The organism is Tardiphaga sp. 813_E8_N1_3 (assembly GCF_051811025.1).
GTDB lineage: Bacteria > Pseudomonadota > Alphaproteobacteria > Rhizobiales > Xanthobacteraceae > Tardiphaga.
The window spans coordinates 1,447,217-1,470,976 of record NZ_JBPWQE010000001.1 but is presented as its reverse complement, the minus strand read 5'-3'; the positions used below and the strand labels follow the sequence as shown (position 1 = coordinate 1,470,976).

Sequence of the window (23,760 nt, the reverse complement as noted above, 5' to 3'; positions counted from 1 at the left end):
CGTATACTGCACCGCAAAATGCCGACGTAGGTTTTTGCATCACGCAAACATGCGTAGTTCGCAATTTGGTTTGACAGGGTCAGGAGCGAAGTAGTGGCAGGGCGGCAGCGTATCGACCGCGTGAGACGCCAGTACAATCAATGGGTCGCCAACCAGACCCTGGAGGATTACGCACTCCGCTTTACGGCGAAGAGCGCCAGGCGCTGGTCCGCCGCGCGGGTCGCCAATACGGCCCTCGGCGCCATTTCGTTTCTGGCCCTCGAGGCCATCGGCGGCACCATCACCATCAATTACGGCATGACCAATGCCACGGCGGCGATCCTGGTGGTCAGCGTGATCATCTTCTGCTGCGGATTGCCGATCGCGTACCATGCCGCAAAATGCGGCATCGATATCGACCTCCTCACGCGCGGCGCCGGCTTCGGCTATATCGGCTCGACTGTCACGTCGCTGATCTACGCGTCCTTCACTTTCATCTTTTTCGCCATCGAGGCAGTCATTCTCGCCTCGGCGCTGGAGATGTGTTTCGATATTCCGCGGCCCATCGGCTACCTGATATCGGCCGTGGTCATCATCCCGCTGGTGACCCACGGCATCACCCTGATCAGCCGCTTCCAGCTCTGGACCCAGCCGATCTGGCTGATACTCAACCTGCTACCTTTCGCAGCGATCGCCTATTCCAGCCGCGATTCCTTTGTGGCCTGGACCAAATTTCCGGGCGACCATGGCAGCCCCGCGGGCCATCTCGATCTCCTGCTGTTTGGCACCGCTGCATCGGTTGTATTCTCGCTGGTCGCGCAGATCGGCGAACAGGTCGACTTCCTGCGCTTTCTGCCGCGCGACCGCCGCAGCTCGCGTGTGAGCTGGTGGGTGGCGCTGCTCTGTGCCGGCCCGGGCTGGATCATCGTCGGCGCTATCAAGCTGCTGGCCGGCTCGTTCCTCGCCTATTTCGCACTGACCCACGGCGTCTCGGCCGAACACGCTGCCGAGCCCGCGCATATGTATCTCGAAGCGTTTCGCTATGTGCTGTCACAGCCTGATCTGGCGCTGGCACTGACCGGCACCTTCGTGATCCTGTCGCAGCTCAAGATCAACGTCACCAACGCCTATGCCGGTTCGATCGCCTGGTCGAACTTCTTCTCCCGCCTCACCCACAGCCATCCCGGCCGCGTCGTCTGGCTGGTGTTCAACGTGCTCGTCGCACTGCTGCTGATGGAGATCGGCGTCTACAAGGCGCTGGAGCAGACGCTGGCGCTGTACTCCAACGTTGCGATTGCCTGGGTCGGCGCGCTGGTCGCCGATCTCGTGATCAACAAGCCGCTCGGGCTGCGCCCGCAACAGATGGAGTTCAAGCGCGCGCATCTCTACGACATTAACCCGGTCGGCGTCGGCGCGATGCTGGCAGCAACCGTGATGTCGGTCAGCGCCTTCTATGGGCTGTTCGGGCCCACGGCCAAGGCGCTATCGCCTTTCGTGGCGCTGCTGACAGCTCTGGTCACAGCGCCGATCATCGCTTTCGCCACCAAGGGCAAATATTACATCGCGCGCAAGCCGAAGCGCGCCTGGCAGAATCTTCCGGTGATCCAGTGCTGTATTTGCGAGCACTCGTTCGAACCCGAGGACATGGCCCACTGCCCGGCCTATGCCGGCCCGATCTGTTCGCTGTGTTGTTCGCTCGATGCGCGTTGCCACGATCTGTGCAAACCGCATGCGCGGATCGACGCGCAGATGTCGGCGACCTTCGGCAAATTACTGCCAGAACCGGTTCTGGCGCGGCTCAACTCGCAGCTTGGTCACTATCTCGGCGTGTTCGTGATGGCTGCCGGTCTCGTCGGCCTGACACTGGCGCTAATCTATTTGCAAACATCCGCCGCCGCGCCGGGAGAAAGCGCTCAGGTCTCGGAAGTGCTGTGGAAAGTGTTCTTCGCGCTGGCGATCATCATCGGCGTGGTGGCCTGGCTGTTCGTGCTGGCCAAGCAAAGCCGCCGGGCAGCAGAGGCCGAAACCAAGCGGCAAACCACGCTGCTGATGCAGGAAATTGACGCCCACAAGCGCACCGACGCGGAATTGCAGCGCGCCAAGGAGGTCGCAGAATCCGCCAACCTCGCCAAGAGCCGTTATGTAGTCGGCCTGAGCCATGAGCTGCGCTCGCCGCTCAATGCGATCAGCGGCTATGCGCAGCTCCTCGAGCAGGACGACAGCCTGCAGACGCGCCCGCGCGACCAGGTCCGCGTCGTCAAACGCAGCGCCGATCATCTCTCCGGGCTGATCGACGGCATTCTGGATATTTCCAAGATCGAGGCCGGACGTCTCTATCTGTCACGCGACGAGGTCCGCCTCACCGATTTCCTCGATCAGCTGGTCGGCATGTTTCGCCTGCAGGCGGCGGCCAAGGGCATCGACTTCGTCTTCCGGCGGCCGAACATCCTTCCGACCGTGGTCTACGCCGACGAGAAGCGACTGCGGCAGATCCTGATCAACCTGCTCTCCAACGCCATCAAGTTCACCCAGACCGGCAGTGTGCAGTTCGTGATTCATTACCGCAGTCCGGTCGCCGAATTCGAGATCATCGACACCGGCCCGGGCATTCGCCCCGACGATCTGGAACGTATCTTCGCACCATTCGAACGCGGCGCGCTCGGTGCTGCGCAACCGCATACGGGTACGGGCCTCGGCCTGACGATTTCCAAACTACTCGCCGGCGTGATGGGCGGCGACATCCGTGTCTCTAGTGAGGTCGGTACCGGCAGCACGTTCAAGGTCAAGATGCTGCTGTCCGAAGTGACCAACCCAACGCGTATCGCGCCGGTAGATGCACCGATCTATGGCTATCACGGCGCGCGCAAGACCATTCTCGTCACCGACGATGATCCGACCCAGCGCGACCTTTTGCGACAGGTGCTGACGCCGCTCGGCTTCATTCTCCTGAGCGCACCCGATGGTCAGGCCTGCCTCAGCCTCGCCCAGCATTGCCGCCCCGATCTGTTCCTGCTGGATATTTCCATGGCCGGCATGGACGGTTGGACCGTCGCCGAGAAGCTACGGTCGTCGGGCCACCATCAGGCACGTATCCTGATGGTCTCGGCTAGCGCGCTGGAAGCCCATGGCACGCCGCTCGCCCAGCCATTCCATGACGGCTACCTGATGAAGCCGATCGAATTGCCGCGGCTGCTGGAACAGATCGGACAACTCCTGAAGATCGAATGGCAATACGAACGCGACGAAGTGGCACCGCTGCCGCAATGGACACCGAATAGCGGCGCGCGGCCGCCCGTGCATCATGTAGAGGAACTCATCAGCCTCGGGCAGATGGGGCACATTCGTGCCATCCAGTTGAAGCTCGACGAGATCGGCAATGAACACCCGGAGCATGCCGACTTCGTCGCCCAGATGCGCTCGCTGATCGATCGCTTCGACCTCGATCAATACATGGCCACCTTGAAGACGCTGTACACCTATGACCACTGAATCCAAAAAACGCGACGTCGCACTGGTGGTCGATGACTCGCCGGAAACATTGCGGCTGCTGACCGACGCACTCGACGGCGCCGGCATGACCGTGATGGTAGCCATGGACGGCGCCGCAGCCATGCGCATCGTCGAGCAGATCACGCCCGACATCATCCTGCTCGATGCCGTCATGCCGGGGATTGATGGTTTCGAAACCTGTCGCCGGCTGAAGCGTGATGCCGGTCTCGGTGACGTGCCGGTGATCTTCATGACCGGGCTCTCCGAGACCGAACACATCGTGCGCGGCCTTGAGGCGGGCGGCGTGGATTACGTCACCAAGCCGATCATCATCGAGGAAATGCTGGCGCGCATCCGCGTGCACCTCGCCAATGCGCGGCTCACGCAAAGCGCACGCACGGCGCTGGATGTCTCCGGGCGCTTCCTCCTTGCCGTGAGCAACAAGGGCAATATCCTGTGGGCCACGCCGCAGGCGCAGAAATTGCTCAGCGATCACCTGATCGCCGCCCCCAATGATGAATTGCTGCTGCCACCAGTCATGATGCAGTGGCTCGAGCAGATGCAGCGACCGGGCGCAAAACCAACACCGTCATCGGGCTTTCCGAGCAACGAGCTGCTGCGTCTGCAATATATGGGGAAAGTCGGCTCCGACGAATTCCTGCTCCGGCTCGCCAAGGAAAACGCACCAACCGCTCCCGCCGAATTCAGCAAGGAGCTTGGCCTCACGGGCCGCGAGGGCGAAGTGCTGTCCTGGCTGAGCAAAGGCAAGAGCAACCGCGATATCGCGCAGATTCTTGGCCTCTCACCGCGCACCGTCGACAAGCACCTCGAGCAGATCTACGCCAAACTTGGCGTCGAGAACCGTACTGCGGCTGCGGCAATTGCGGTGAATGCGAGCCACAGAAGGCAATAGCTCCAACTCATCATTCGGATAGTTCGGCTCCCTCTTCCATTCCTTTAGTGCACCGCACGCGCGGCATCGCGGCGCGTGCTCGCACCTTTCCACGCACGAATTCGCTATTGACAAACTTCTTCGCCAATATCTAATTTGTCGAAAACAGAGAATGAATGGCCCGACACGAGGCCGCATTGGGGAGAGAAACACATGACACGCCAGTTCCTGGTGTGCGCAGCCGCGCTCACGCTTTGGACATCCACCGCCTCCGCTCAGGTCTCCGACGATGTCGTTCGGATTGGCGTTCTCACTGATCTCTCAAGCTGGGGGCGCGACAACAGCGGCCCCGGATCGGTTGAAGCCGCGAAGATGGCGCTCGAGGAATTCGGCCCGACGGTGCTCGGCAAGCCGATCGAGATCATCAGCGCCGATCATCAGATGAAGTCTGACGTCGGCATCCAGATCGCGCGCAACTGGTTCGACGCCGGCAAGGTCGACGCCGTTGTCGATATCCCGAACTCCGCCATCGCCATCGCGGTTCATAATCTGGCGAAGGACCGCAACAAGATCGCACTGCTGTCCGGCCCCGGCGCAAGCACGCTCACGGATGAGCTGTGCAGCCCCAACACGGTCCACTTCACCTACGACACCTACGCGCTTGCGAAGGTGACGGCCTCTGCGGTGGTCGCCGGCGGTGGAAAGTCATGGTTCTTCATCACGGCCGACTACGCCTTCGGCAATCAGCTTGAACAGGACGCGACGCGCTTCATCAAGGCGAGCGGCGGCACCGTGCTGGGCGGTGTTCGCCACCCGACCAACACCGCCGATTTCTCGTCCTTCGCATTGCAGGCACAGAACTCGAAGGCTGAAGTCGTCGCCTTCGCCAATGCCGGCCAGGACACTGACAATTCGATCAAGCAATCCGGTGAATTCGGCCTTGTCAAAGGCGGCCAGAAACTGGTCGGCCTGCTGATGTTCGACACAGATGTTCATGCGATCGGACTCGACGCCGCACAAGGCACTTACCTCACGACCGCGTCCTACTGGAACATGGACGACAAGACGCGCGCCTGGTCGAAGAAGTTCTTCGAACGCACCAAGGTGATGCCGACCATGATCCAGACCGGCGTTTATGGCTCGGTGCTGCACTATCTCCAGGCCATCAAGGCTGCCGGCACCGACGATCCGGCCAAGGTGATGGCCAAGATGCGCGAACTGCCCATCGAGGACACCTTCGTGCATGGCGGCAAGCTGCGCGAAGACGGCCGCGTCATTCGCGACATGTATCTGGCCCGCGTCAAGAAGCCGTCGGAATCCAAGGAGCCCTGGGACTATCTCGAGATCGTCAAGACCGTGAAGGGCGATGACGCGTTCCGGCCGGTCTCCGAATCGAAATGCCCATTGCTGAAGAAGTAAGGTCTCATGGCTGTTGATCCCAAGGCGAATATCGAGCTCTACGAATGCGACGTGCTGGTCGCCGGCTCCGGATGTTCCGGCATGTCGGCGGCCATCACCGCGAAACATAGCGGCCTCGATGTTCTGATCGTCGAAAAGGAGCCGCGGTTCGGTGGCACGACCGCGCGCTCCGGCGGCTGGCTCTGGATCCCCGGCACATCGCTGGCGCGCGCCTGGGGCATCAACGAAAGCCCGGACGAGGCGCGGACTTATCTGCGCCACGAAGCCGGCAACAGCTACGACGCCGCGCGCGTCGATGCGTTTCTCGCCGCAGGGCCTGAAGCGATCGATTTCTTCACCTCCAAGACGGCGGTGCGCTTCGACATGCCGCTCACCTTTCCCGATTACGACGCCGAAGCGCCCGGCGGCAAACAGGGAGGCCGCTCCATGGTGGCGCGGCCGTTCGACGGGCGCGAACTCGGCGACCACATCAAGGATATCGGCGCGCCGCTGCCGGAGTTGACGGTGTTCGGCATCATGCTCGGCTCCGGCAAGGACATCATCCATTTCATGCGCGCGACGAAGTCGCTGACCTCGGCGATCTATGTCGCCAAGCGGCTGTCGAAGCACTTCATGAACGTGCTGCGCTATGGCCGTGGCATGACACTGACCAACGGCAACGCCCTCGCCGGCCGGCTCGCCAAATCGGCATTCGACCTCAAGATTCCGCTGTGGCTGTCGTCCCCGATTCGTGAACTGATCATCGAGAACGGCGCGGTCCGCGGCGCGATCATTGAGCGCAACGGCAAGCGCGTCCGCATCTTCGCACGCCGCGGCGTTGTGCTCGCATGCGGCGGCTTCCCGCATGACATCGAACGGCGCAAGGCGATGTTTCCGCATGCGCCAACCGGTCGAGAGCACACCTCGCCGGGCCCAACCGGCAATACCGGCGATGGTCTCCGCCTCGCCGAATCCGTCGGCGGCCGCGTCGAGGATTCATTGCCGAATGCCGCTGCCTGGGTGCCGGTCTCCGTCACCCACCGCAAGGACGGCAGCAAGGGCGTGATGCCCCATTTCATCGATCGCGCCAAACCCGGCGTGATCGCCGTGATGCGCGACGGCGCCCGCTTCGCCAATGAAGGCAATTCCTACCATACTTTCGTCCAGCAGATGATGAAAGCGGCGAAGCCCGGCGAGGAGATCGCGGCCTGGCTCGTCTGCGATCATCGCGCGCTGCGGCAATACGGGCTCGGCGCCGTGCCTCCGTTTCCGATGCCCATCGGCCAATATTTGAATTCCGGCTATCTCATCAAAGGCAATACGCTCGAAGAACTTGCGGGCAAAGCAGGCATCGACGCCGGCGGCTTTGTTACCACTGTCGCGCAATTCAATAACACCGCCGCCGAAGGCCGCGATCCCACCTATGGCAAGGGCTCCCGCGCCTATAACCGCTATCAGGGCGACGCCAATCATGGGCCGAACCCCTGCGTTGCGCCCATCGAACAAGGGCCGTTCTATGCCATCAAGATGGTGATCGGCGATCTCGGCACTTATGCCGGCATCAAGACCGATGCGCAGGCACGCGCGCTCGATGCCGGCGGTCAGGTGATCAATGGCCTCTATGCGGCCGGCAACGACATGGCGAGCATCATGGGCGGCAACTATCCCGGCGCCGGTATTACGCTCGGCCCCGCGCTGACCTTCGGTTATATCGCCGGCCGCCATCTCGCCGGCACGCCGATAAAGGCAGCATGATGGCCAGCTTCGCACCCGATCTGCTGAGGGGGCAATTGGCGCTTGTAACGGGTGCTGCCGCCGGCAACGGTCGTGCGATTGCGCTGGGTCTGGCTGCACATGGCGCCGATATCATCGTGACCGACATCGACCGCGATGGCGCTGCGCAGACGGCCAGCGAGATCGTGGCAGCTGGACGGCAGTCATGGCATCATCATCTCGATGTTACGGATGTCGACGCCTGCCGACAGCTCGCCCAGACTGTCAAAGCAAGCGCCGGCGACATTTCGATCCTGATCAACAATGCCGGCATCATCATTCGTGAAGGCATCGACTCTGAGCGCGCGGTTGAGAACTGGCGGCGCGTGCTCGACGTCAATCTCAATGGCGTATTCAATGTTACCCACGCGTTTCTGCCAGCCTTGCGCGCGCGACGCGGCAGCGTGATCAATCTTGGCTCCATCGCCTCTTTCGTCGGGGTCGCCGATACGCTCGGCTATTCGCCCTCCAAGGGCGGCGTGAAACTGCTGACGCAGGCACTGGCGCGCGAAGTGGCCAAGAACGGCGTGCGCGTCAACGCGATCGCACCGGGCGTGATCGAGACGGCCATGACCGAGGCGACGCGCAACGATCCCGCGCGACTGGCCGGCTTTCTCGGCCGCACACCGCTGGGCCGCGTCGGCCAGCCCGATGAGCTGATTGGCCCTGTGGTATTCCTCGCCTCACCCATGGCGTCCTATGTCACGGGCGTGACCTTGCCAGTGGATGGCGGCTTCCTGGCCGTGTAGTGTCCGCGGCACTGGTTTGGGGCAAGCATGGCTAAAGAGAGTCGCGGCATTCAATCGATCGAGGTCGGAGGTGAATTGCTGCAAGCACTGGTGCGCAATGGTGAACCGATGATGCTGCGGGATCTGGCGCGCGAGGCCGGCATGTCGCCAGCCAAGGCGCACCCCTATCTTGCCAGTTTCTCCCGCATCGGCCTGATCGAGCAGGACCCATCCACCGGCCGCTATGAATTCGGTGCACTCGCCCTCGAACTCGGCATCGTGACGCTGCGTCGCCTGTCGGCCGTCCGTGTGGCAACGCCGGCCATCACGGCACTTGCCGGCACCATCGACCATGCCGTCTCGCTGGCGATCTGGGGTACCCATGGACCGACCGTGGTGCGCATGGAGGAGCCCAGCCACCCCGTGCACATTGCCATGCGCGTGGGCTCCACGGTATCGCTGCTCGAGACCGCGACAGGGCGGATATTCGCGGCATTCATGCCACCTGCGACCATCAATGCCGCGCTCACTGAGGATCTCGATCGGCTCTCGATCGGCTACGATCCGAACCGCGAGATAAAAGGCCCGGCCGTCGACAAGATCCTCGCTGACATCCGCACACGCGGGCTGGCCCGCGCCGTCGGTGAGCCCTTGCGCGGCGTCAATGCCTTCTCCGCACCGGTGTTCGACCATAGCGGCGCAGTGGTCCTGGCCGTGACCGCCATGGGCGCGGTGGGCACCTTCGATGTCAACTGGAACAGTCCGATCGCCAAGGCCCTGCTCGATTGCACCAATGCGATCTCGCGTCGGCTCGGCCGCGACGTCAAGGACTGAGCAGCGCAGCAATCTGCGTAAGATGCGTGCAGCGTGCAAAGTCGTCTGACAACCGACGCGTGGCCTTGTCGCCCCAGTCCATCGTGTTACGATCCCTCAGGCGCATCTCCGGTCCACGGGGAGCGACCATAAAATCACCGCCGGTCAAGGCGGCTCGAGGGAGGATGACACATGGCTCTTTACGGCCCGACACGTCGTGCCTTTGTGCAGGGGGCGCTCGCCACCAGCGCGATTGGCCTCACCGGCATTCCAGCTTTCGCCGATCCCGCCTGGAAGAAATATGCGGGCACAACGATTGAAGCCAATCTGATCAAGGGCCCGCGCGGCGAACTGCTGCAGAAATACGCCTCCGAATTCACGGAATTGACCGGCATCAAGGTCGAATCCGAAGTGATCCCCGAGCAGCAGCAGCGCCAGAAGGCCGTGATCGAGCTCACCTCCGGCAAGCCCAGCTTCGACGTCGTGCATGTCAGCTACCACGTCCAGAAGCGCCAGTTCGAAAAGGCTGGCTGGCTCGCCGATCTCACTGGCTTCATGAAGGATCCGAACCTCACCGCGCCGGATCTGAAAGTTGAAGACTTCTCCGCCGGCGGTCTGCAATTTGCGCAGAACGACAAGGGCCAGATGCACTCGCTGCCTTGGTCGGTCGACTATTTCATCCTGTACTACAACAAGGAAATGTTCGCCAAGAAGGGCGTCGCAGTCCCAAAGACCATGGATGAGATGGCGGCAGCTGCAGAAAAACTCAACGATCCCGCCAATGGCATCTATGGCTTCACCGGCCGAGGCTTACGCAACGCCAACATGACGCTGTGGACCAACTTCTTCCTCAACTATGGCGGCGAATTCCTTGACGCCAAGGGCAACATCCTGACCGATGGGCCCGAGGCGATCGAAGCGACCAAGATGTATCAGCGCCTTTTGACCAAAACGGCACCTCCCGGCGTCGCGGGCTTCAACTGGATGGAGTCGATGGCCTCGCTGACGCAAGGCCGTGCGGCGATGTGGATCGACGGCGTCGGCTGGGCGCCGCCGATCGAGGACCCCAATGCGTCGCGCGTGGTCGGCAAGATCGGCTACACCGTCGTGCCCGCCGGACCAAAGGGGCAATTCTCCGCCGCCTATGGCGACGGCATCGGCATCGCCAAGACCTCGACCAAGAAAGAAGCCGCCTATCTCTATTGCCAATGGGCGGTGTCGAAGACGATGGGCGCCCGGCTGTTGCAGAGCGGCGGCGGCGTGCCATTCCGCAATTCGATCCTCAATGACGAGACGGTGCGCAAGGGCGTGAAGAACCAGGAATGGCTGGATTCGGTGATCGCCTCGGCCAAGATCAGCAAGCTCGGCCTCCCGGTCATCGTGCCTGTCGCCGAATTCCGCGATCTTGTCGGTGCTGCCGTCACCGCCACGCTGGCAGGCGCCGATCCGGCTACCGAGCTGAAGAAGGCCCACGAACAGTTCCGGCCGATCCTGGAGCGCAGCGAAAAATCGTGAGTGAACTGACAGCGGGGAAGGCAATCGCCAAAACGACCGCAACGGTCGCGGCCGAAACGGCGACTGCGAAAAAGAACGAGTGGCGGCCAATTTCCTATTGGCCGTTCGTGATTCCAGCGATGATCGTCGTCATGGCGGTCATCATCTTCCCGTGGGTCTATACGATCTGGATGAGCCTTCACGAATGGAAGGTCGGCCAAGCGCCGACCTTCGTCGGCTTCGCTAATTATCTCAGGCTGCCAAGCGATGCGCGTTTTGTGGAATCCGTGGGGCACACCCTGGTCTATACGGCGCTGTCGGTCGCGCTGCCGCTGATCCTCGGCACATTGGCGGCGGTGATTTTCAACAACAAGTTTCCGCTGCGCGGCTTCTTCCGCGGGCTCTTCATCCTGCCGATGATGGCGACGCCGGTCGCCATCGCCTTGGTGTGGACGATGATGTTTCACCCGCAGCTCGGTGTGTTGAACTATCTGCTGTCGCTGTTCGGCCTGCCGCCATCGCTGTGGGTATTCCATCCCGCCACCGCGATCCCGTCGCTGGTGCTGGTGGAGACGTGGCAATGGACGCCGCTGGTCATGCTGATCGTGCTCGGCGGCCTCAGCGCCATTCCGACCGAGCCCTATGAAAGCGCCCAGATCGACGGCGCGACACCGTGGCAGACTTTCCGCTACATCTCGCTACCGATGATCATGCCCTTCCTGTTCATCGCAGCGATGATCCGCATGATCGACGCCGTGAAGAGTTTCGACATCATCTTCGCCATTACGCAAGGTGGTCCCGGCAGCGCCTCCGAAACCATCAACCTCTATCTCTACAGCGTTGCCTTCGTCTATTACGACGTCGGCTATGCCTCCGCGATCGTGGTCGTATTCTTCGCGCTCATCGTCGCCCTCGCCGGCGCGCTCTTGCATCTGCGCCAGCGCACCCACTGGAACGAAGCCGGAGGCAGTGCCTGATCATGCGGGACTTTCTCAACAAACTCGGCCTGACCTTCGCCTTCATCGTCATCGTCTCGCCGGCGGTGCTGTTCTTCCTCTGGATGCTGTCGCTGTCGCTGAAATTCGAGATCGACAACGCCTCCTATCCGCCGGTCTTCATCCCTGACCGCATCAATTGGGGCAATTACGCCGCTGTCATCGAATCCAAGCGGTTCATGACCTATTTCTTCAACACGCTGATCGTCACCGGATCGGCGACCTTGTTCGCTCTCGTCATCGGCGTGCCTGCCGGTTACGGCATCGCGCGCATGCGCGCGCGCAAATCTGCGATCGTGATCCTGATTGCGCGCATCACGCCCGGCCTGTCCTATCTGATCCCGCTCTTCCTGCTGTTCCAGTGGCTTGGCCTGCTCGGCACACTGTGGCCGCAGATCATCATCCATCTCGTGGTCACCGTGCCGATCGTGATCTGGATCATGATCGGATATTTCGAGACGACGCCGATGGAGCTCGAAGAATCCGCCATCATCGACGGTGCCACCCGCTGGCAGGTGTTCCGCTACGTCGCGCTACCGATCGCGCGCTCCGGCATCGCCGTTGCCTTCATCCTTTCGGTGATTTTCTCCTGGAACAATTTCGTGTTTGGCATCGTGCTGGCGGGGCGGGAAACGCGGACACTGCCGGTTGCGGTCTACAACATGATCTCGTTCGATCAGTTGAGCTGGGGGCCGCTGGCGGCGGCCGCCCTGATCGTGACGCTGCCGGTGCTGCTGCTGACGATGTTTGCACAAAGACAGATTGTGGCAGGACTGACCGCGGGCGCGGTGAAGTAACGAGTTAACTTGCAGCAACCTTGCGCTGCTCATCGGGCGCAGTTTCGCTCGCCGCGATCAGGCGCTTGAGCTCCGGAATGCACGAGCCGCAATTGGTGCCGGCCTTGAGCTTCGCGCCGATCTCCGCTGCCGTACCCGCACCTGCCGCGATGGCATCACAGATAGTGTTGCGGCCGACGCCGAAGCAGGCGCAGACGATGGGTCCTGCACTCGCAGCACCATCGGCGGACTTTCCAGAGAGCAGCGTGCGGCGCTGGTCGTCGCTCACGGTCTCGACCGCGAACAATTCCTTCACGGCATCCCAGGAGAGCGCGCCCTCCGTCGGGCCGATGAACAGACAGGTCTCGATCCCGTCATCCTTGAACGACACCGCGCGATACACCCCTTGGCCGGCGTCTTCGTATTCAGCGGCATCATTGCCCAGCAACGGCTTCAACCAGCTCCGCCAGGTCTCGACGTCGGTATTGTCCGAGAGCAGATAACCGACGCCGCCCGTGACCGCGACGCGCGCCCATTGCACGCCGAACGGCATCTCCAGCGGACTACGCGAGAGCACGAAACCACGCTGTGCAAATACCGCAGGTGCGATCGCCACCGGCGTTGCCTTGTTCTCGGGTTGGCCGGAGAACGGATCGGTGATCGGCGCGACAAGTCCACCGACACGCGCGAAACCCGCGGTCTCGTCGTTCCAGTGGATCGGCGCGAACAGCATGCCGCGCTGCTGGCGTTCGCTGACAATGACTTTCAGCACGCATTCGCCATAGTCGGTGGTCAGCCGCGCATGGTCGCCATCGACGATGGCGAACTGCGCAGCATCGTCAGGATGGATCTCGACGAAGGGCTCCGGAATATGCTGGCCGAGCCGTGGGCTGAGGCCCGTGCGCGTCATCGTGTGCCACTGATCGCGAACGCGGCCAGTGTTCAAACGTAGCGGGCGCTCGATCGACACCTGCGTGCGCAGCTCCGGCGCCTCCGGCGCGATGAAACGCGCGCGCCGGTCATTGGCGTAGAATTGGCCATCGGCGAAGAAGCGCGCCTGCGGCTTCGTCGTCCCCTCGCGCACCGGCCATTGCACCGGGGCCATGGTGTCGAAGGCCTCATCCGAGACCTTCATCAACCCGCCGATATCGAAATCGCGGTTGCCGTTGTTCTCGAAGGCCGAAAGGGCCGCGTGCTCGCGAAAAATCTCGGCGGCCGATGTGTAGGCAAATGACGCGCCATAACCCAGGCGCTTGGCGACTTCGCTCAGCGCCCACCAGTCCGGCCGTGCCTCGCCAGGCGCGCGCAGGAACGAGCGCTGCCGCGACACGCGGCGTTCGGAATTGGTGACCGTGCCGGACTTCTCGCCCCAGGCCAGTGCTGGCAGCAGCACATGCGCACCGGCATTGACGGTGTCGTTGGAGCGCACATTCTCCGACACCACGAACAGATCGAGCTTGCTCAGCGCCGCGCGCACGGCATCGGCATCCGGGAGCGACACCGCGGGATTGGTACCCATCACCCACAACGCCTTGATCTCGCCACGGCCGATGGCTTCGAACATCTGCACGGCCTTGAGGCCTTCATGGGTGGCGATATGCGGCGCCTTCCAGAACCGGCGCACACGGTCGATATCGACTGGCGTGAAGCCCATATGAGCTGCGAGCTGGTTGGCGAGGCCACCGACCTCACGGCCGCCCATGGCATTCGGCTGGCCGGTCAGCGAGAACGGCGACGCGCCGAGCTTGCCGATGCGGCCGGTGGCCAGATGGCAGTTGAGGATCGCATTGACCTTGTCGGTGCCCTGCGCCGACTGGTTGACGCCCTGCGAATACAGCGTGACCACACGCGGCGTCGCCTTGAACATCTGGAAGAAGGTCGCGACATCGATCTCGTCGAGTCCGGTCGCCTTTGCTGTCGCGGCCACACTGCCAGCGATGGTTTTGGCCCGCGCCAGCGCGTCGTCAAAGCCTGCGGTGTGCTCGCCGATGTAACTCTGATCCAGCGCGCCGTTGTCGGCGAGATAAGCGAACAGCCCGCTGAACAGTGCGGTATCAGTGCCGGGCTTCAGGCCGAGAAACAGATCGTCATCGCCGACCGTGTCGGTGCGGCGTGGATCGATCACGACGATCCGTGCGCCCCGCGTCTGCTTGTTGGCCAGCATGCGCTGATACAGCACCGGATGGCACCAGGCGGCATTGGAGCCGACCAGCACCAGCAGATCGGCTTGGTCGAGATCCTCATAGCACCCCGGCACCGTATCGGCGCCGAACGCGCGCTTGTGGCCAGCCACGGATGAGGCCATGCAGAGCCGCGAATTGGTATCGACATTGGCGCTGCCGAGAAAACCCTTCATCAGCTTGTTGGCGACGTAGTAATCCTCGGTCAGCAACTGGCCGGAGAGATAAAACGCCACGGCACCGGAACCATGTTCGGCGACGACCTTCTGAAATCCCTCGGCGACATGATCCAGCGCATCGCTCCAGGCGACCTGTGCCATCTCGCCATCGTCGCCGCGCATCATCGGATGCAGCAGACGCTCGTCGAGGCCAAGCGTTTCGCCGAGCGCTGATCCTTTCGAGCAGAGCCGGCCGAGATTGGCGGGATGCGCGGGATCGCCCGCAATCGCTGCGCCGCCGTTGCCGTCCGGCGTCGCCAGCACACCGCAACCGACACCGCAGTAAGGGCATGTGGTGCGCGTGGCGTGCAGATGCGGATCGATCGCGTTCATCATGCCGCCTCCGCGCGGACGGCGAGCGCGCGACCGAACATCATCTCGGCGCGGATATCGGAAATATCAGCGCCGCTGCGGATCAGTTCGAGATACCAAAGCGCATCCTGCGTATCGCCGACCAGCACGGCGCCAGTAAGCGCACCATCTGCGATCACCAGCTTCTTATAGGTGCCGCGGCGGACATCGTTGAGCAGCAGCGTCTCGCTGCCTTCGCCCGCCATGAAATCTCCAGCGGAGAAAACGCTGACTCCGGAGACCTTGAGATTGGTAGAGAGCACGCTGCCCGTATAGGCAGCGGCCTTGCCCGCGAGATGACGCGCCAACACCCTGGCCTGTTCGTAAGCGGGCTCGACGAGGCCATAGCAGGTGCCGCGATGCTCGGCGCATTCGCCGAGTGCGAAGACGTCGTCGGTGCCAGTTGCCATCTGGTCGTTGACGACAATGCCACGATTGACCGGGATTTCCGCTTCCTTGGCAAGCGATGTGTTGGGCCGGATACCGGCCGCAAAGATCACCGCATCGGCATCAAGCATGCGGCCATCGGCCAGTTCGACGCTCTCGACACAATCGCTGCCATGAATACGCGCCGTATTGGCATTGAGCAAAATCCTGACGCCCTTGCGCTCGACCAGCGTTTTCAGGAGATTCGCCGCAGGTGCATCGAGCTGACGTTCCATCAGCCTGTCCATCAGATGGATCAGCGTGACGTCAGCGCCCGCTTTGGCGAGACCATAGGCAGCTTCGAGGCCCAGCAGGCCGCCACCAACCACGACGACGCGCTTCTTCCGTGCGGCGAGCTCGAGCAGCAGGTCCACGTCGCGGCTGTCGCGGAATACGTGCACGCCCTTGAGATCACCGCCGGGCACCGGCAGCCGCAGTGCAGATGAACCGGTGGCGATGACAAGCTTTGAGAATGGCACATGCTTGCCGGTCGATGTCGTGACCTCACGCGCGGCCATATCGATGGCGGTGGCCGTCGCGCCGTACTTCAGCGTAACGCCGCGGTCGCGCCACCAGGCGGCGGGCTTCAGCTCGATCTCCTGGGATGTTGCCTCACCGGCCAGCACCGACGACAGCAATACGCGATTGTAGGCGAGCCGCGGTTCGTCTCCGATGATGGCGATGGCGTATCGACCGAGCGCGCATTTCGCCAGCTCGTCGACAAGCCGGGCCGCTGCCATTCCGTTACCAATGATGACCAGCGGCTCGCTCACGTCATATCCTTACTCGGCCGCCTGTGCTGTGCCGTAGGCTTCAGAAATCATGTAGCCGGACAGCGTGCCATAGGCCGCGGTCCAGGCTGCTGCGAGTTCGGGCGTCCAGGCGTCGCCGAGGCCCTTCTCCAGAGTCCACAGCAGCGCACCGCAGACGATCGGATAATGTTCGGCCTTCACGCCATAGGCGACGTGCTGCTTGGCGAGCGCGCTCGCTGCAGGCAATACGGTTTCGAGCCGCGTCAAGCCGGTGACGACGACGCCAAGCGTCGCCATCAATTTGCGACCCTGCTCCTTCATGTCGCCGCGAAACATCGGCTTCACTTGCGGGGCAACCTCGAAGAGACGGCCGTAGAACAATTCCGCAGCCACATCGGAAATCGGCGCGACTTTCTTGAAACTATCCTGAACCAGAGCGACGTCGGACGCATTCATGCTAACTCTCCTTGCATTGGAAGGTGAGCTTGTGTGTCGCGCCGCGTGAGCAAATGTTCAGCGCGCGATAAAATGCGATGTGGTTCTAGTGATAGGCCGCAGAAATCATGCGTGCCGCCAGGAAATTGTAGACCTTGTGCCACGAGGCCTCGACCTCGGGCGTCCAGCGCTCGCCAAGCCCCTGCTCCAGACTCCAGAACAGCGCCTCTCCGACCGGAAGATAATGCGAGGCCTCCACGCCATAATGCACATGGTCTTTCGCGATCTTGCCGATGACCGACAACAGGCCGGTGATATTGTCGAGACTGCCGACGATCACCGCAAGCGTTGCGATGAACTTGTGCTTCAGCTGCGCCATGTCGCCGCGAAACAGCGGGCGCGTTTCCGGCAATGTCTCGAACAGCCGAGCATAAAACAGATCCACCATGACCGAGGAGTTCGGCCACATCTGATCGAATGACGATTGCACGCGCATGATTTCCTCGCGCGTCAGGCCTATCGAACGACTCATGATCTACAGCTATCCGGAAAGTCTGAGCCGCATTCATTCGGTTTACCCTCGGAAGTCAAGAGGTAACAAGATGCTTACGCGGCTTCGACGAACTTGTGGCGCTCATACAGGAATTCGAGCACGCGCTTGCGGCAGTCGAGATAGACCGGGTTACTCGCCAGTTCGAGACGCTGGCGCGGCCGCGGCAGTGGCACGTCGAGCACTTCGCCGATGGTCGCTGATGGCCCGTTGGTCATCATCACGATACGATCCGACAGCAGCACGGCTTCGTCCACGTCATGGGTGATCATGACGATGGTGTTGCCGAGCTTCTGATGCAGCGCCATGACCGAGTCCTGCAAATGAGCGCGGGTCAGTGCGTCGAGCGCACCGAACGGTTCGTCCAGCAACAGCACCTTGGGCTCCATCGCGAGCGCACGGGCAATGCCGACGCGCTGCTTCATGCCGCCGGAGATTTCCGAGGGGCGCTTGTCCTTGGCATGCGTCATCTGCACGAGATTAAGATTGTGCATCGTCCATTCGTCGCGCTCGGCGCGGGACTTGGTCTTGGCAAATACCTTGTCCACGCCAAGACGGACGTTCTGATAAACCGTCAGCCACGGCAGCAGACTGTGGTTCTGGAACACGACGGCGCGATCAGGGCCGGGCGAATTGACTTCGCGATCCTCAAGGATCACGCCGCCGATCGTTGCACGTGTCAGGCCTGCGATGATGTTGAGCATCGTCGACTTGCCGCAACCGGAATGGCCGATAATGGAGACGTATTCACCCTTGCCGAGGTTTAGGTTGATGTCCTTCAACACCTCGGACGAAACCTTGCCGCGGGTGAACACCTTGTCGACGTGATCAAGCTTCAGATATGCCTTCATGATATCTCTCCTTAGCTGACCCAGGTGTTAGCTGACTGAAGTGCCGTGGGTGATGAGCTTGCCGAGGGCGGCGATCAGGCGATCGAGCACGAAGCCGACGATGCCGACATAGAACAGCGCCAGAATGATCTCGCTCATATGCGAGGAATTCCATGCGTCCCAGATGAAGAAGCCGATGCCGACGCCCCCGATCAGCATTTCAGCCGCGATGATGGCGAGCCATGACAGGCCGATGCCGATGCGCAGACCGGTGAAAATATAGGGCGCAGCCGCCGGCAGCATGACTTTCCAGAAAAACTCCACCGGATTGAGCTGCACCACGGCGGCGACATTGCGATAGTCCTGCGGGATGTTGCGAATGCCGACTGCGGTGTTGATGATGATAGGCCAGATCGAGGTGATGAAGATCACGAAGATTGCCGAAGGCTGACCGTCACGGAAGGCCGCGAGTGCCAGCGGCAGCCAGGCCAGCGGCGGAATGGTGCGCAACACCTGGAAGATCGGATCGAGGCCGCGCATCGCCCAGACCGACTGGCCAACCAGCGTGCCAAGCGCGATGCCGACCACGGCAGCGAGCGAGTAGCCATAGGCCACACGCAGGAGACTGGCCGAGATATGCCAGAACAGACCCTTGTCCAGACCGCCATTGTCGAAGAACGGATCGAAGATCAGTTCCTTGGTGTCCTTATAGACCTTGGAGGGCGGCGGGAGCGTTGAGCCGGTGCGCCGGCACAAGAGCTCCCACATCACACCAAGCAGGAGGACGACGATCAGTGGCGGGATTACCCGCGCCGCTGTTTCCTTCGCCATCTTGGCGTATCTTTCAAAACTTACCGGCTGCTTGGGAGACAGCGCGACACTCGCCACCGGCGGCTTCGCCAGTGCCGTTGCCGGCTCCGTCTTGATAGCTTGCATGTTCATCGCACTGTCTCCGTCATTTCAGCTAGTCCGCATCGGTGCCAGACGTGGGTCTCAGGCTTCGACGCGCTTGATGGCGAGCGACTTGAGGTAGGCTGCCGGATTTTCGGGATCGAAGACCTTGCCGTCGAAGAAGGTCTCCTTTCCGCGCGAGGTCGAGGTCGGGATCTCGGCGGCAGCGACGCCCATGGTCTTCGCCGCGTCACGCCAGATATCCTCGCGGTTGACCTTGGCGATCAGCGCCTTCGAGTCGAAGCCGGGCTCGTATTTACCCCAGCGGATGTCCTCGGTCATGAACCAGAGGTCGTGGCTCTGGAACGGATAGGACGCGAAGTCCTTCCAGTACTTCATGATATGCGGCGAATTCTCGACCACCTTGCCGGTGCCGTAGTCGAACTTGCCACGGGCACGATCGAGGATGTCCTCGACCGGGCAGTTGATCCACTGCCGCTTGCCCATGATGGTGGCGAGCTCTTCCTTGTTCTCCATCTTGTCGGCCCACTGCTGGGCCTCCATGATCGCCATGGTGATGGCTTTCGCCGCCTTCGGATTCTTGTCGACCCAGGCCGCGCGCATGCCGAGCGATTTCTCCGGATGCTTGTTCCAGAGCTCGCCGGTGTTCAGCGCGGTGTAGCCGATCTTCTGGTTGACGGTCTGGCCCGGCCACGGCTCGCCGACACAGAACGCATCCATCGTGCCGACCTTCATATTCGCCACCATCTGCGGCGGCGGCACGGTGATGGTCTCGACATCCTTGTCGGGATCGATGCCGCCGGCGGCGAGCCAATAGCGGATCCAGAGATCATGCGTGCCGCCCGGGAAGGTCATCGCCACCTTCACGGACTTGCCTGCGGCCTTCTTCTTCTCGAACGCGGCCTTCAGCGGTGCAACGTCGAGGCCGACTTTCAGATCGAGATATTCGCTGCCGACCGAGATGCACTGCGCATCGAGATTGAGACGCGCGAGGATGTACATCGGCGTCGGCTGGTTGTTCTGCGTCACCTTGCCGGACGAGATCAGGTAGGGCATCGGCGTCAGGATATGTGCGCCATCGATGCCGTTGCCTTCGGAGCCGAGCACCATGTTGTCGCGCAGCGTGCCCCACGAGGCCTGCTTCGAGACTTCCACATCAGGCATGCCGTATTTGGCGAACATGCCCTTGTCCTTGGCGACGAACAGCGGACCGGCATCACTCAGCGCGATGAAGCCGAGCTTGGCGCCCTTCACTTCAGGGCCAGCATCCTGCGCAAAAGCACCGCCGGGGAAATTCAGTCGGGCGGCGGCGAGCAAGGCAGCGGTACCCGCACCGGCTTTCAGAAGCTGGCGGCGACTGATCTTGCGGCCCGGCTTGTTGGTCTCTGACTTCGTCATGTGCTGATGTCGTCCTTTCGCGCCTCGGATCGCCTGCACCGTCATTGGCCCCTCGTCACTGCGCACCTCGGTCGAAGGCGTACGGACATAGCGGCGCGTCTGGGGGAGGCCCCATGATGGCAATGCTGGCTGGTGATTGATGGTGACGGCTACAATGGCGTCGCTAAGAACTATTCAAAGTTCGTGCCAATCGCCGCCTGATGGAAATTTCGATAAATTGCAGCCACTTACCTAAAGGCAACAAGACCAGCGCGGAGAACCACGCGCATCGAAAATTTGCGGGTCGCTTATTTATTGTGCGACGCACGCGGAATAGGCAGTGAGTTATGAGGTACTATTCTGCCGACTTCATCGGCGTACCGGCCCGTGGATCGGTGCTATCAACCGGGTCCAATTTCTAGCGAACGGACTGCTTCATGCCGACCATTCCGGTGATCACCGAACCTGCCCTCTCGTCGCTTCGGAAGGTAATCAGCACCCTGAAGGCGGCGACCGTGGTGTCCGCGGCGGCGATCCTGTCTCAGGGCAAAAGCGACCTCGAAGCGAATGCAGCGGCAGCGTTCGGTCATTTCGAGGATGTCTCACGGCAACTTCATACGTTCCGAAAAGCTGTCCTTGAAGACGCGCTGATACCGACCAAAAACAACGCTGTCACCGTGGATGTCGATATCGATGCTCTCGATCGTGTCATCGAGGATGTCGACCTACAGATCGCACAAACCAAAGGCGCACTCCACGCAGTCGTCGAGAGTCCTGAGCGCAGCGGGCTCGAGGCCTTTGCCGAGCGCATCGGCGAACTCGGCCGCGCGCTGTTGGGCATGGTCACCCTCATCGCACCATCGGCAGCACACAGCGACGCCCCGTTCCTGTTCGATCAGTTCTTTCTGGAGTCGCTACAGGAACTCTCGCAACGCGACTGGAGCGCGACCTGACCGCAGATCGCTGGGATCGCTTACGCTCCAGCCTTTTCCGGCATCATCGGCTGCGGAACCGTGCCCCCGCCCGGCTTCATCCGGAAATTATAGGTCATCAGATGCCACGGTCCGGTGGCAGGCTGACCATCAGGCATGAAGGCATCGCTGCGCTTCTCGACGGTGGCGATCAGATCGTCCTTCACGCCGAACACCACATCGGAATCGAGATACTCGTCGCCCTCAATGAAGACGTGGGTAATCAGCGGTTCATAGCCGGGCGCCGCGACGAGAAAGTGCACATGCGCCGGACGCATCGGATGGCGCCCCGTCTTCAGCACCAGATCGCCCGCCGGACCGTCGGTCGGGATCGGATAGCTGCATGGCAGAATGGTGCGGAAGAACAGCCGGCCATCACTGTCGGTGATGAAGCGCGCGCGCGACGACGGGCCCTGCGTGGCATAGCTGGCCTTCTGCGAGTCGTAGAAACCGTCATCATCGGCATGCCAGATATCGACCGGCACGCCGGCCAGCGGCTTGCCATCGAGATCGGTGACGCGGCTCTGCACGAACATGCGCTCACCCGTGAGGCCCGGAGAGATATCGGCGCCATGCGCCATCACAGGATGCTCGCCGACATAGAACGGTCCGAGCACCGTCGTCTGTGTGGCCCCCTCACGCTCCCTGTGGTTGACGGCGTCGACCAGCATCGAGACGCCCAGCACGTCAGAGAGCAAAATGAACTCCTGCCGGATCGGCGTGCATTTCTGGCCCGTGCGGGTCAGGAAATCGATCGCCACTTCCCATTCACCAAAGGTGAGATCGGTCCTGCGCACATAGTCGTGCAATGACTTCACGAGTTCTTGCAGCAGAAATCTCGTGCGCGCATCGGGCGTCTTGTCGAAGCTCTGGATCACCGCCGCAGTGAGTTCAGTGTCATTGAATTGGGTCATAATTCCATCCTGAGCAACGCGGCGCGATTACATCTTTAAGGATACACCAAACAGAGCTTCACGTAAGCTCGCCGCGCTACAAACCCATATGGACAACCGCTGATTTTCATCCATAGAAACGAGCCGCGTCCACACATCGGAGTGATGTTGCAATGCCGTCGTCCCAAAGCCTGAGCCCTTCCTCTGCATCACCCGAACAGGTCGGCATGTCGACCACCGCACTGGCCCGCGTCGAAGCGCATCTCAAGCAACGCTATGTCGATGCCGGCCGCTTTCCCGGCACACGGCTACTGGTCTATCGCCGCGGCGAAATCGTGCACAGTACGGCGCAGGGCTTTGCCGATGTGGAGCGCAAAGCCCCCGTCAAGGACGATACGATCTTTCGCATCTATTCGATGACCAAGCCGATCACGACAGTCGCCTTCATGATGCTGGTGGAGGAAGGACGGGTCGCGCTCGATGAACCCGTTCACAAATATATTCCTGAATGGGCAAATCTCGGCGTATTTCAGGCTGGCGTGATGGCACCATTCCTGACGAAGCCACCGGCCCGTCCGATGCAGATCATCGACCTGCTGCGTCACACATCCGGACTCACTTACGGATTCCAGCAGCGCACCAATGTCGATGCCGCCTATCGTGCGCTCAAGATCGGCGAGGTCGAAAAATCCGGCACGCTGACGTCAATGATTGCGGACCTTGCGAAGCTTCCGCTGGAATTCTCGCCAGGCGATGCGTGGAATTACTCCGTCTCGACCGATGTGGTCGGCTATCTCGTCGAGAAGATCGCCGGGAAACCATTCGAACAATTTCTGCAGAAGCGCATCTTCGATCCGCTCGGCATGACTGATACCAGCTTCTTTGTGCCATCCGACAAGGCGCATCGCTTCGCTGCCTGTTACACCGCCGATGGCAAGGGTGGCCTCATCTTGCAGGACGATCCCGCGACGAGTTCATTTTTGTCACCGCCCTCGATGATCTCCGGCGGCGGCGGCCTGTGTTCGACAACCGCTGACTATCTCACCTTCTGCCGCACACTGCTCAATGGCGGCGCGCTGGGCGACGTGCGCCTGCTGTCCCCAAAGACCATCGCATTGATGACCAGCAATCATCTGCCTGGCGGCCGCGATCTCACTGAGATGTCAAAGTCGCTGTTCAGCGAAGCGACCTATGCCGGCATCGGCTTCGGACTCGGATTTTCGGTGACGATGAATCCGGCCAAGACCATGATCCCCGGTAGTGCCGGAGAGTATGCATGGGGCGGCGCGGCGAGCACAGCATTCTGGATAGATCCCGCCGAACAGCTGATCGCAATCTTCATGACGCAGCTGTTGCCATCGAGCGCCTATCCGATCCGGCGCGAGCTGCGTACCATGATCTACTCCGCGATTACCGACAGCAATGTTTAGTAACGAACGACATGATCAATATTGCTCAGTCGGTGCGCGCCACCGGACCCCGGTCGCGTTCAACACATTCAGCACGAATCAAATGAAATTCTCTCTCA

19 protein-coding genes are annotated in these 23,760 nt (G+C 61.5%); 11 read left to right on the top strand and 8 right to left on the bottom strand.

What is annotated here, in order from left to right; translation table 11 throughout:
- The first annotated feature begins 93 nt into the window (after positions 1–93).
- The 9 genes from AB8A33_RS06840 (at position 94) to AB8A33_RS06800 (ending at position 12,358) form a co-directional block, all read left to right on the top strand.
- The gene (locus AB8A33_RS06840; RefSeq protein WP_439092081.1) at positions 94–3,468 is read left to right on the top strand and encodes a hybrid sensor histidine kinase/response regulator; all 3,375 of its coding nucleotides are present in this window, start codon (positions 94–96) and stop codon (positions 3,466–3,468) included.
- Entirely contained in the window at positions 3,458–4,381 is a 924-nt protein-coding gene (locus AB8A33_RS06835) for a response regulator (RefSeq protein WP_439092080.1), read from the top strand. The genes AB8A33_RS06840 and AB8A33_RS06835 overlap by 11 nt, the downstream gene beginning before the upstream one ends.
- 192 nt (positions 4,382–4,573) lie before the next feature.
- Positions 4,574–5,779, top strand: a complete 1,206-nt coding sequence (locus AB8A33_RS06830) for an ABC transporter substrate-binding protein (RefSeq protein WP_439092079.1) — start codon at positions 4,574–4,576, stop codon at positions 5,777–5,779.
- Between the two features lie 6 nt (positions 5,780–5,785).
- Positions 5,786–7,513 carry an FAD-dependent oxidoreductase gene (locus tag AB8A33_RS06825; protein ID WP_439092078.1) on the top strand — a complete coding sequence of 576 codons (1,728 nt, stop codon included), beginning with the start codon at positions 5,786–5,788 and terminating at the stop codon, positions 7,511–7,513.
- Positions 7,510–8,280 carry an SDR family NAD(P)-dependent oxidoreductase gene (locus tag AB8A33_RS06820; RefSeq protein ID WP_439092077.1) on the top strand — a complete coding sequence of 257 codons (771 nt, stop codon included), beginning with the start codon at positions 7,510–7,512 and terminating at the stop codon, positions 8,278–8,280. Before AB8A33_RS06825 ends, AB8A33_RS06820 begins: the two co-directional genes overlap by 4 nt.
- A 27-nt stretch (positions 8,281–8,307) precedes the next feature.
- On the top strand, positions 8,308–9,093 hold the full coding sequence (locus AB8A33_RS06815) for an IclR family transcriptional regulator (protein WP_439092076.1): 786 nt from the start codon (positions 8,308–8,310) through the stop codon (positions 9,091–9,093).
- A 171-nt stretch (positions 9,094–9,264) separates the two neighbouring features.
- Positions 9,265–10,587 (top strand): ABC transporter substrate-binding protein, encoded by a 1,323-nt coding sequence (locus tag AB8A33_RS06810; RefSeq protein ID WP_439092075.1) that lies wholly within the window; start codon positions 9,265–9,267, stop codon positions 10,585–10,587.
- Complete coding sequence (locus AB8A33_RS06805) at positions 10,584–11,543, top strand: carbohydrate ABC transporter permease (protein WP_439092074.1); 960 nt, start codon at positions 10,584–10,586, stop codon at positions 11,541–11,543. Before AB8A33_RS06810 ends, AB8A33_RS06805 begins: the two co-directional genes overlap by 4 nt.
- Positions 11,544–11,545: 2 nt before the next feature.
- Positions 11,546–12,358, top strand: a complete 813-nt coding sequence (locus AB8A33_RS06800) for a carbohydrate ABC transporter permease (protein ID WP_439092073.1) — start codon at positions 11,546–11,548, stop codon at positions 12,356–12,358.
- 4 nt (positions 12,359–12,362) lie between these two features.
- Here the strand turns inward: AB8A33_RS06800 and AB8A33_RS06795 are convergent, their stop codons facing one another.
- The 7 genes from AB8A33_RS06795 to AB8A33_RS06765 all read right to left on the bottom strand — a co-directional run bounded on the left by AB8A33_RS06795 (position 12,363) and on the right by AB8A33_RS06765 (position 20,389).
- The gene (locus tag AB8A33_RS06795) at positions 12,363–15,068 is read right to left on the bottom strand and encodes a molybdopterin-dependent oxidoreductase (RefSeq protein WP_439092072.1); all 2,706 of its coding nucleotides are present in this window, start codon (positions 15,066–15,068) and stop codon (positions 12,363–12,365) included.
- Positions 15,068–16,285, bottom strand: coding sequence for an NAD(P)/FAD-dependent oxidoreductase (locus AB8A33_RS06790; RefSeq protein ID WP_439092071.1), 1,218 nt, complete (start codon positions 16,283–16,285; stop codon positions 15,068–15,070). Before AB8A33_RS06790 ends, AB8A33_RS06795 begins: the two co-directional genes overlap by 1 nt.
- Positions 16,286–16,294: 9 nt before the next feature.
- On the bottom strand, positions 16,295–16,720 hold the full coding sequence (locus AB8A33_RS06785; RefSeq protein ID WP_439092070.1) for a globin family protein: 426 nt from the start codon (positions 16,718–16,720) through the stop codon (positions 16,295–16,297).
- A gap of 85 nt (positions 16,721–16,805) precedes the next feature.
- Entirely contained in the window at positions 16,806–17,231 is a 426-nt protein-coding gene (locus AB8A33_RS06780) for a globin family protein (RefSeq protein WP_439092069.1), read from the bottom strand.
- Between the two features lie 74 nt (positions 17,232–17,305).
- A complete protein-coding gene (locus AB8A33_RS06775) occupies positions 17,306–18,100 on the bottom strand; it encodes an ABC transporter ATP-binding protein (RefSeq protein WP_439092068.1) in 795 nt (264 codons plus the stop codon).
- 27 nt (positions 18,101–18,127) lie between these two features.
- Positions 18,128–19,021: a nitrate ABC transporter permease gene (ntrB, locus tag AB8A33_RS06770; protein WP_439092067.1), complete on the bottom strand. Its 894-nt coding sequence runs from the start codon at positions 19,019–19,021 to the stop codon at positions 18,128–18,130.
- 51 nt (positions 19,022–19,072) lie between these two features.
- Positions 19,073–20,389, bottom strand: a complete 1,317-nt coding sequence (locus tag AB8A33_RS06765) for a CmpA/NrtA family ABC transporter substrate-binding protein (RefSeq protein ID WP_439088102.1) — start codon at positions 20,387–20,389, stop codon at positions 19,073–19,075.
- 416 nt (positions 20,390–20,805) lie between these two features.
- Here AB8A33_RS06765 and AB8A33_RS06760 point away from each other — a divergent pair, with 416 nt between their 5' ends.
- Complete coding sequence (locus tag AB8A33_RS06760) at positions 20,806–21,321, top strand: hypothetical protein (RefSeq protein WP_439092066.1); 516 nt, start codon at positions 20,806–20,808, stop codon at positions 21,319–21,321.
- Between the two features lie 20 nt (positions 21,322–21,341).
- Here AB8A33_RS06760 and AB8A33_RS06755 read toward each other — a convergent pair whose 3' ends face one another.
- Entirely contained in the window at positions 21,342–22,253 is a 912-nt protein-coding gene (locus AB8A33_RS06755) for an intradiol ring-cleavage dioxygenase (protein ID WP_439092065.1), read from the bottom strand.
- 152 nt (positions 22,254–22,405) lie between these two features.
- On the opposite strand from AB8A33_RS06755, the gene AB8A33_RS06750 reads away from it, so the two are divergent.
- Complete coding sequence (locus tag AB8A33_RS06750) at positions 22,406–23,662, top strand: serine hydrolase domain-containing protein (RefSeq protein ID WP_439092064.1); 1,257 nt, start codon at positions 22,406–22,408, stop codon at positions 23,660–23,662.
- The last annotated feature ends 98 nt before the right edge of the window (positions 23,663–23,760 follow it).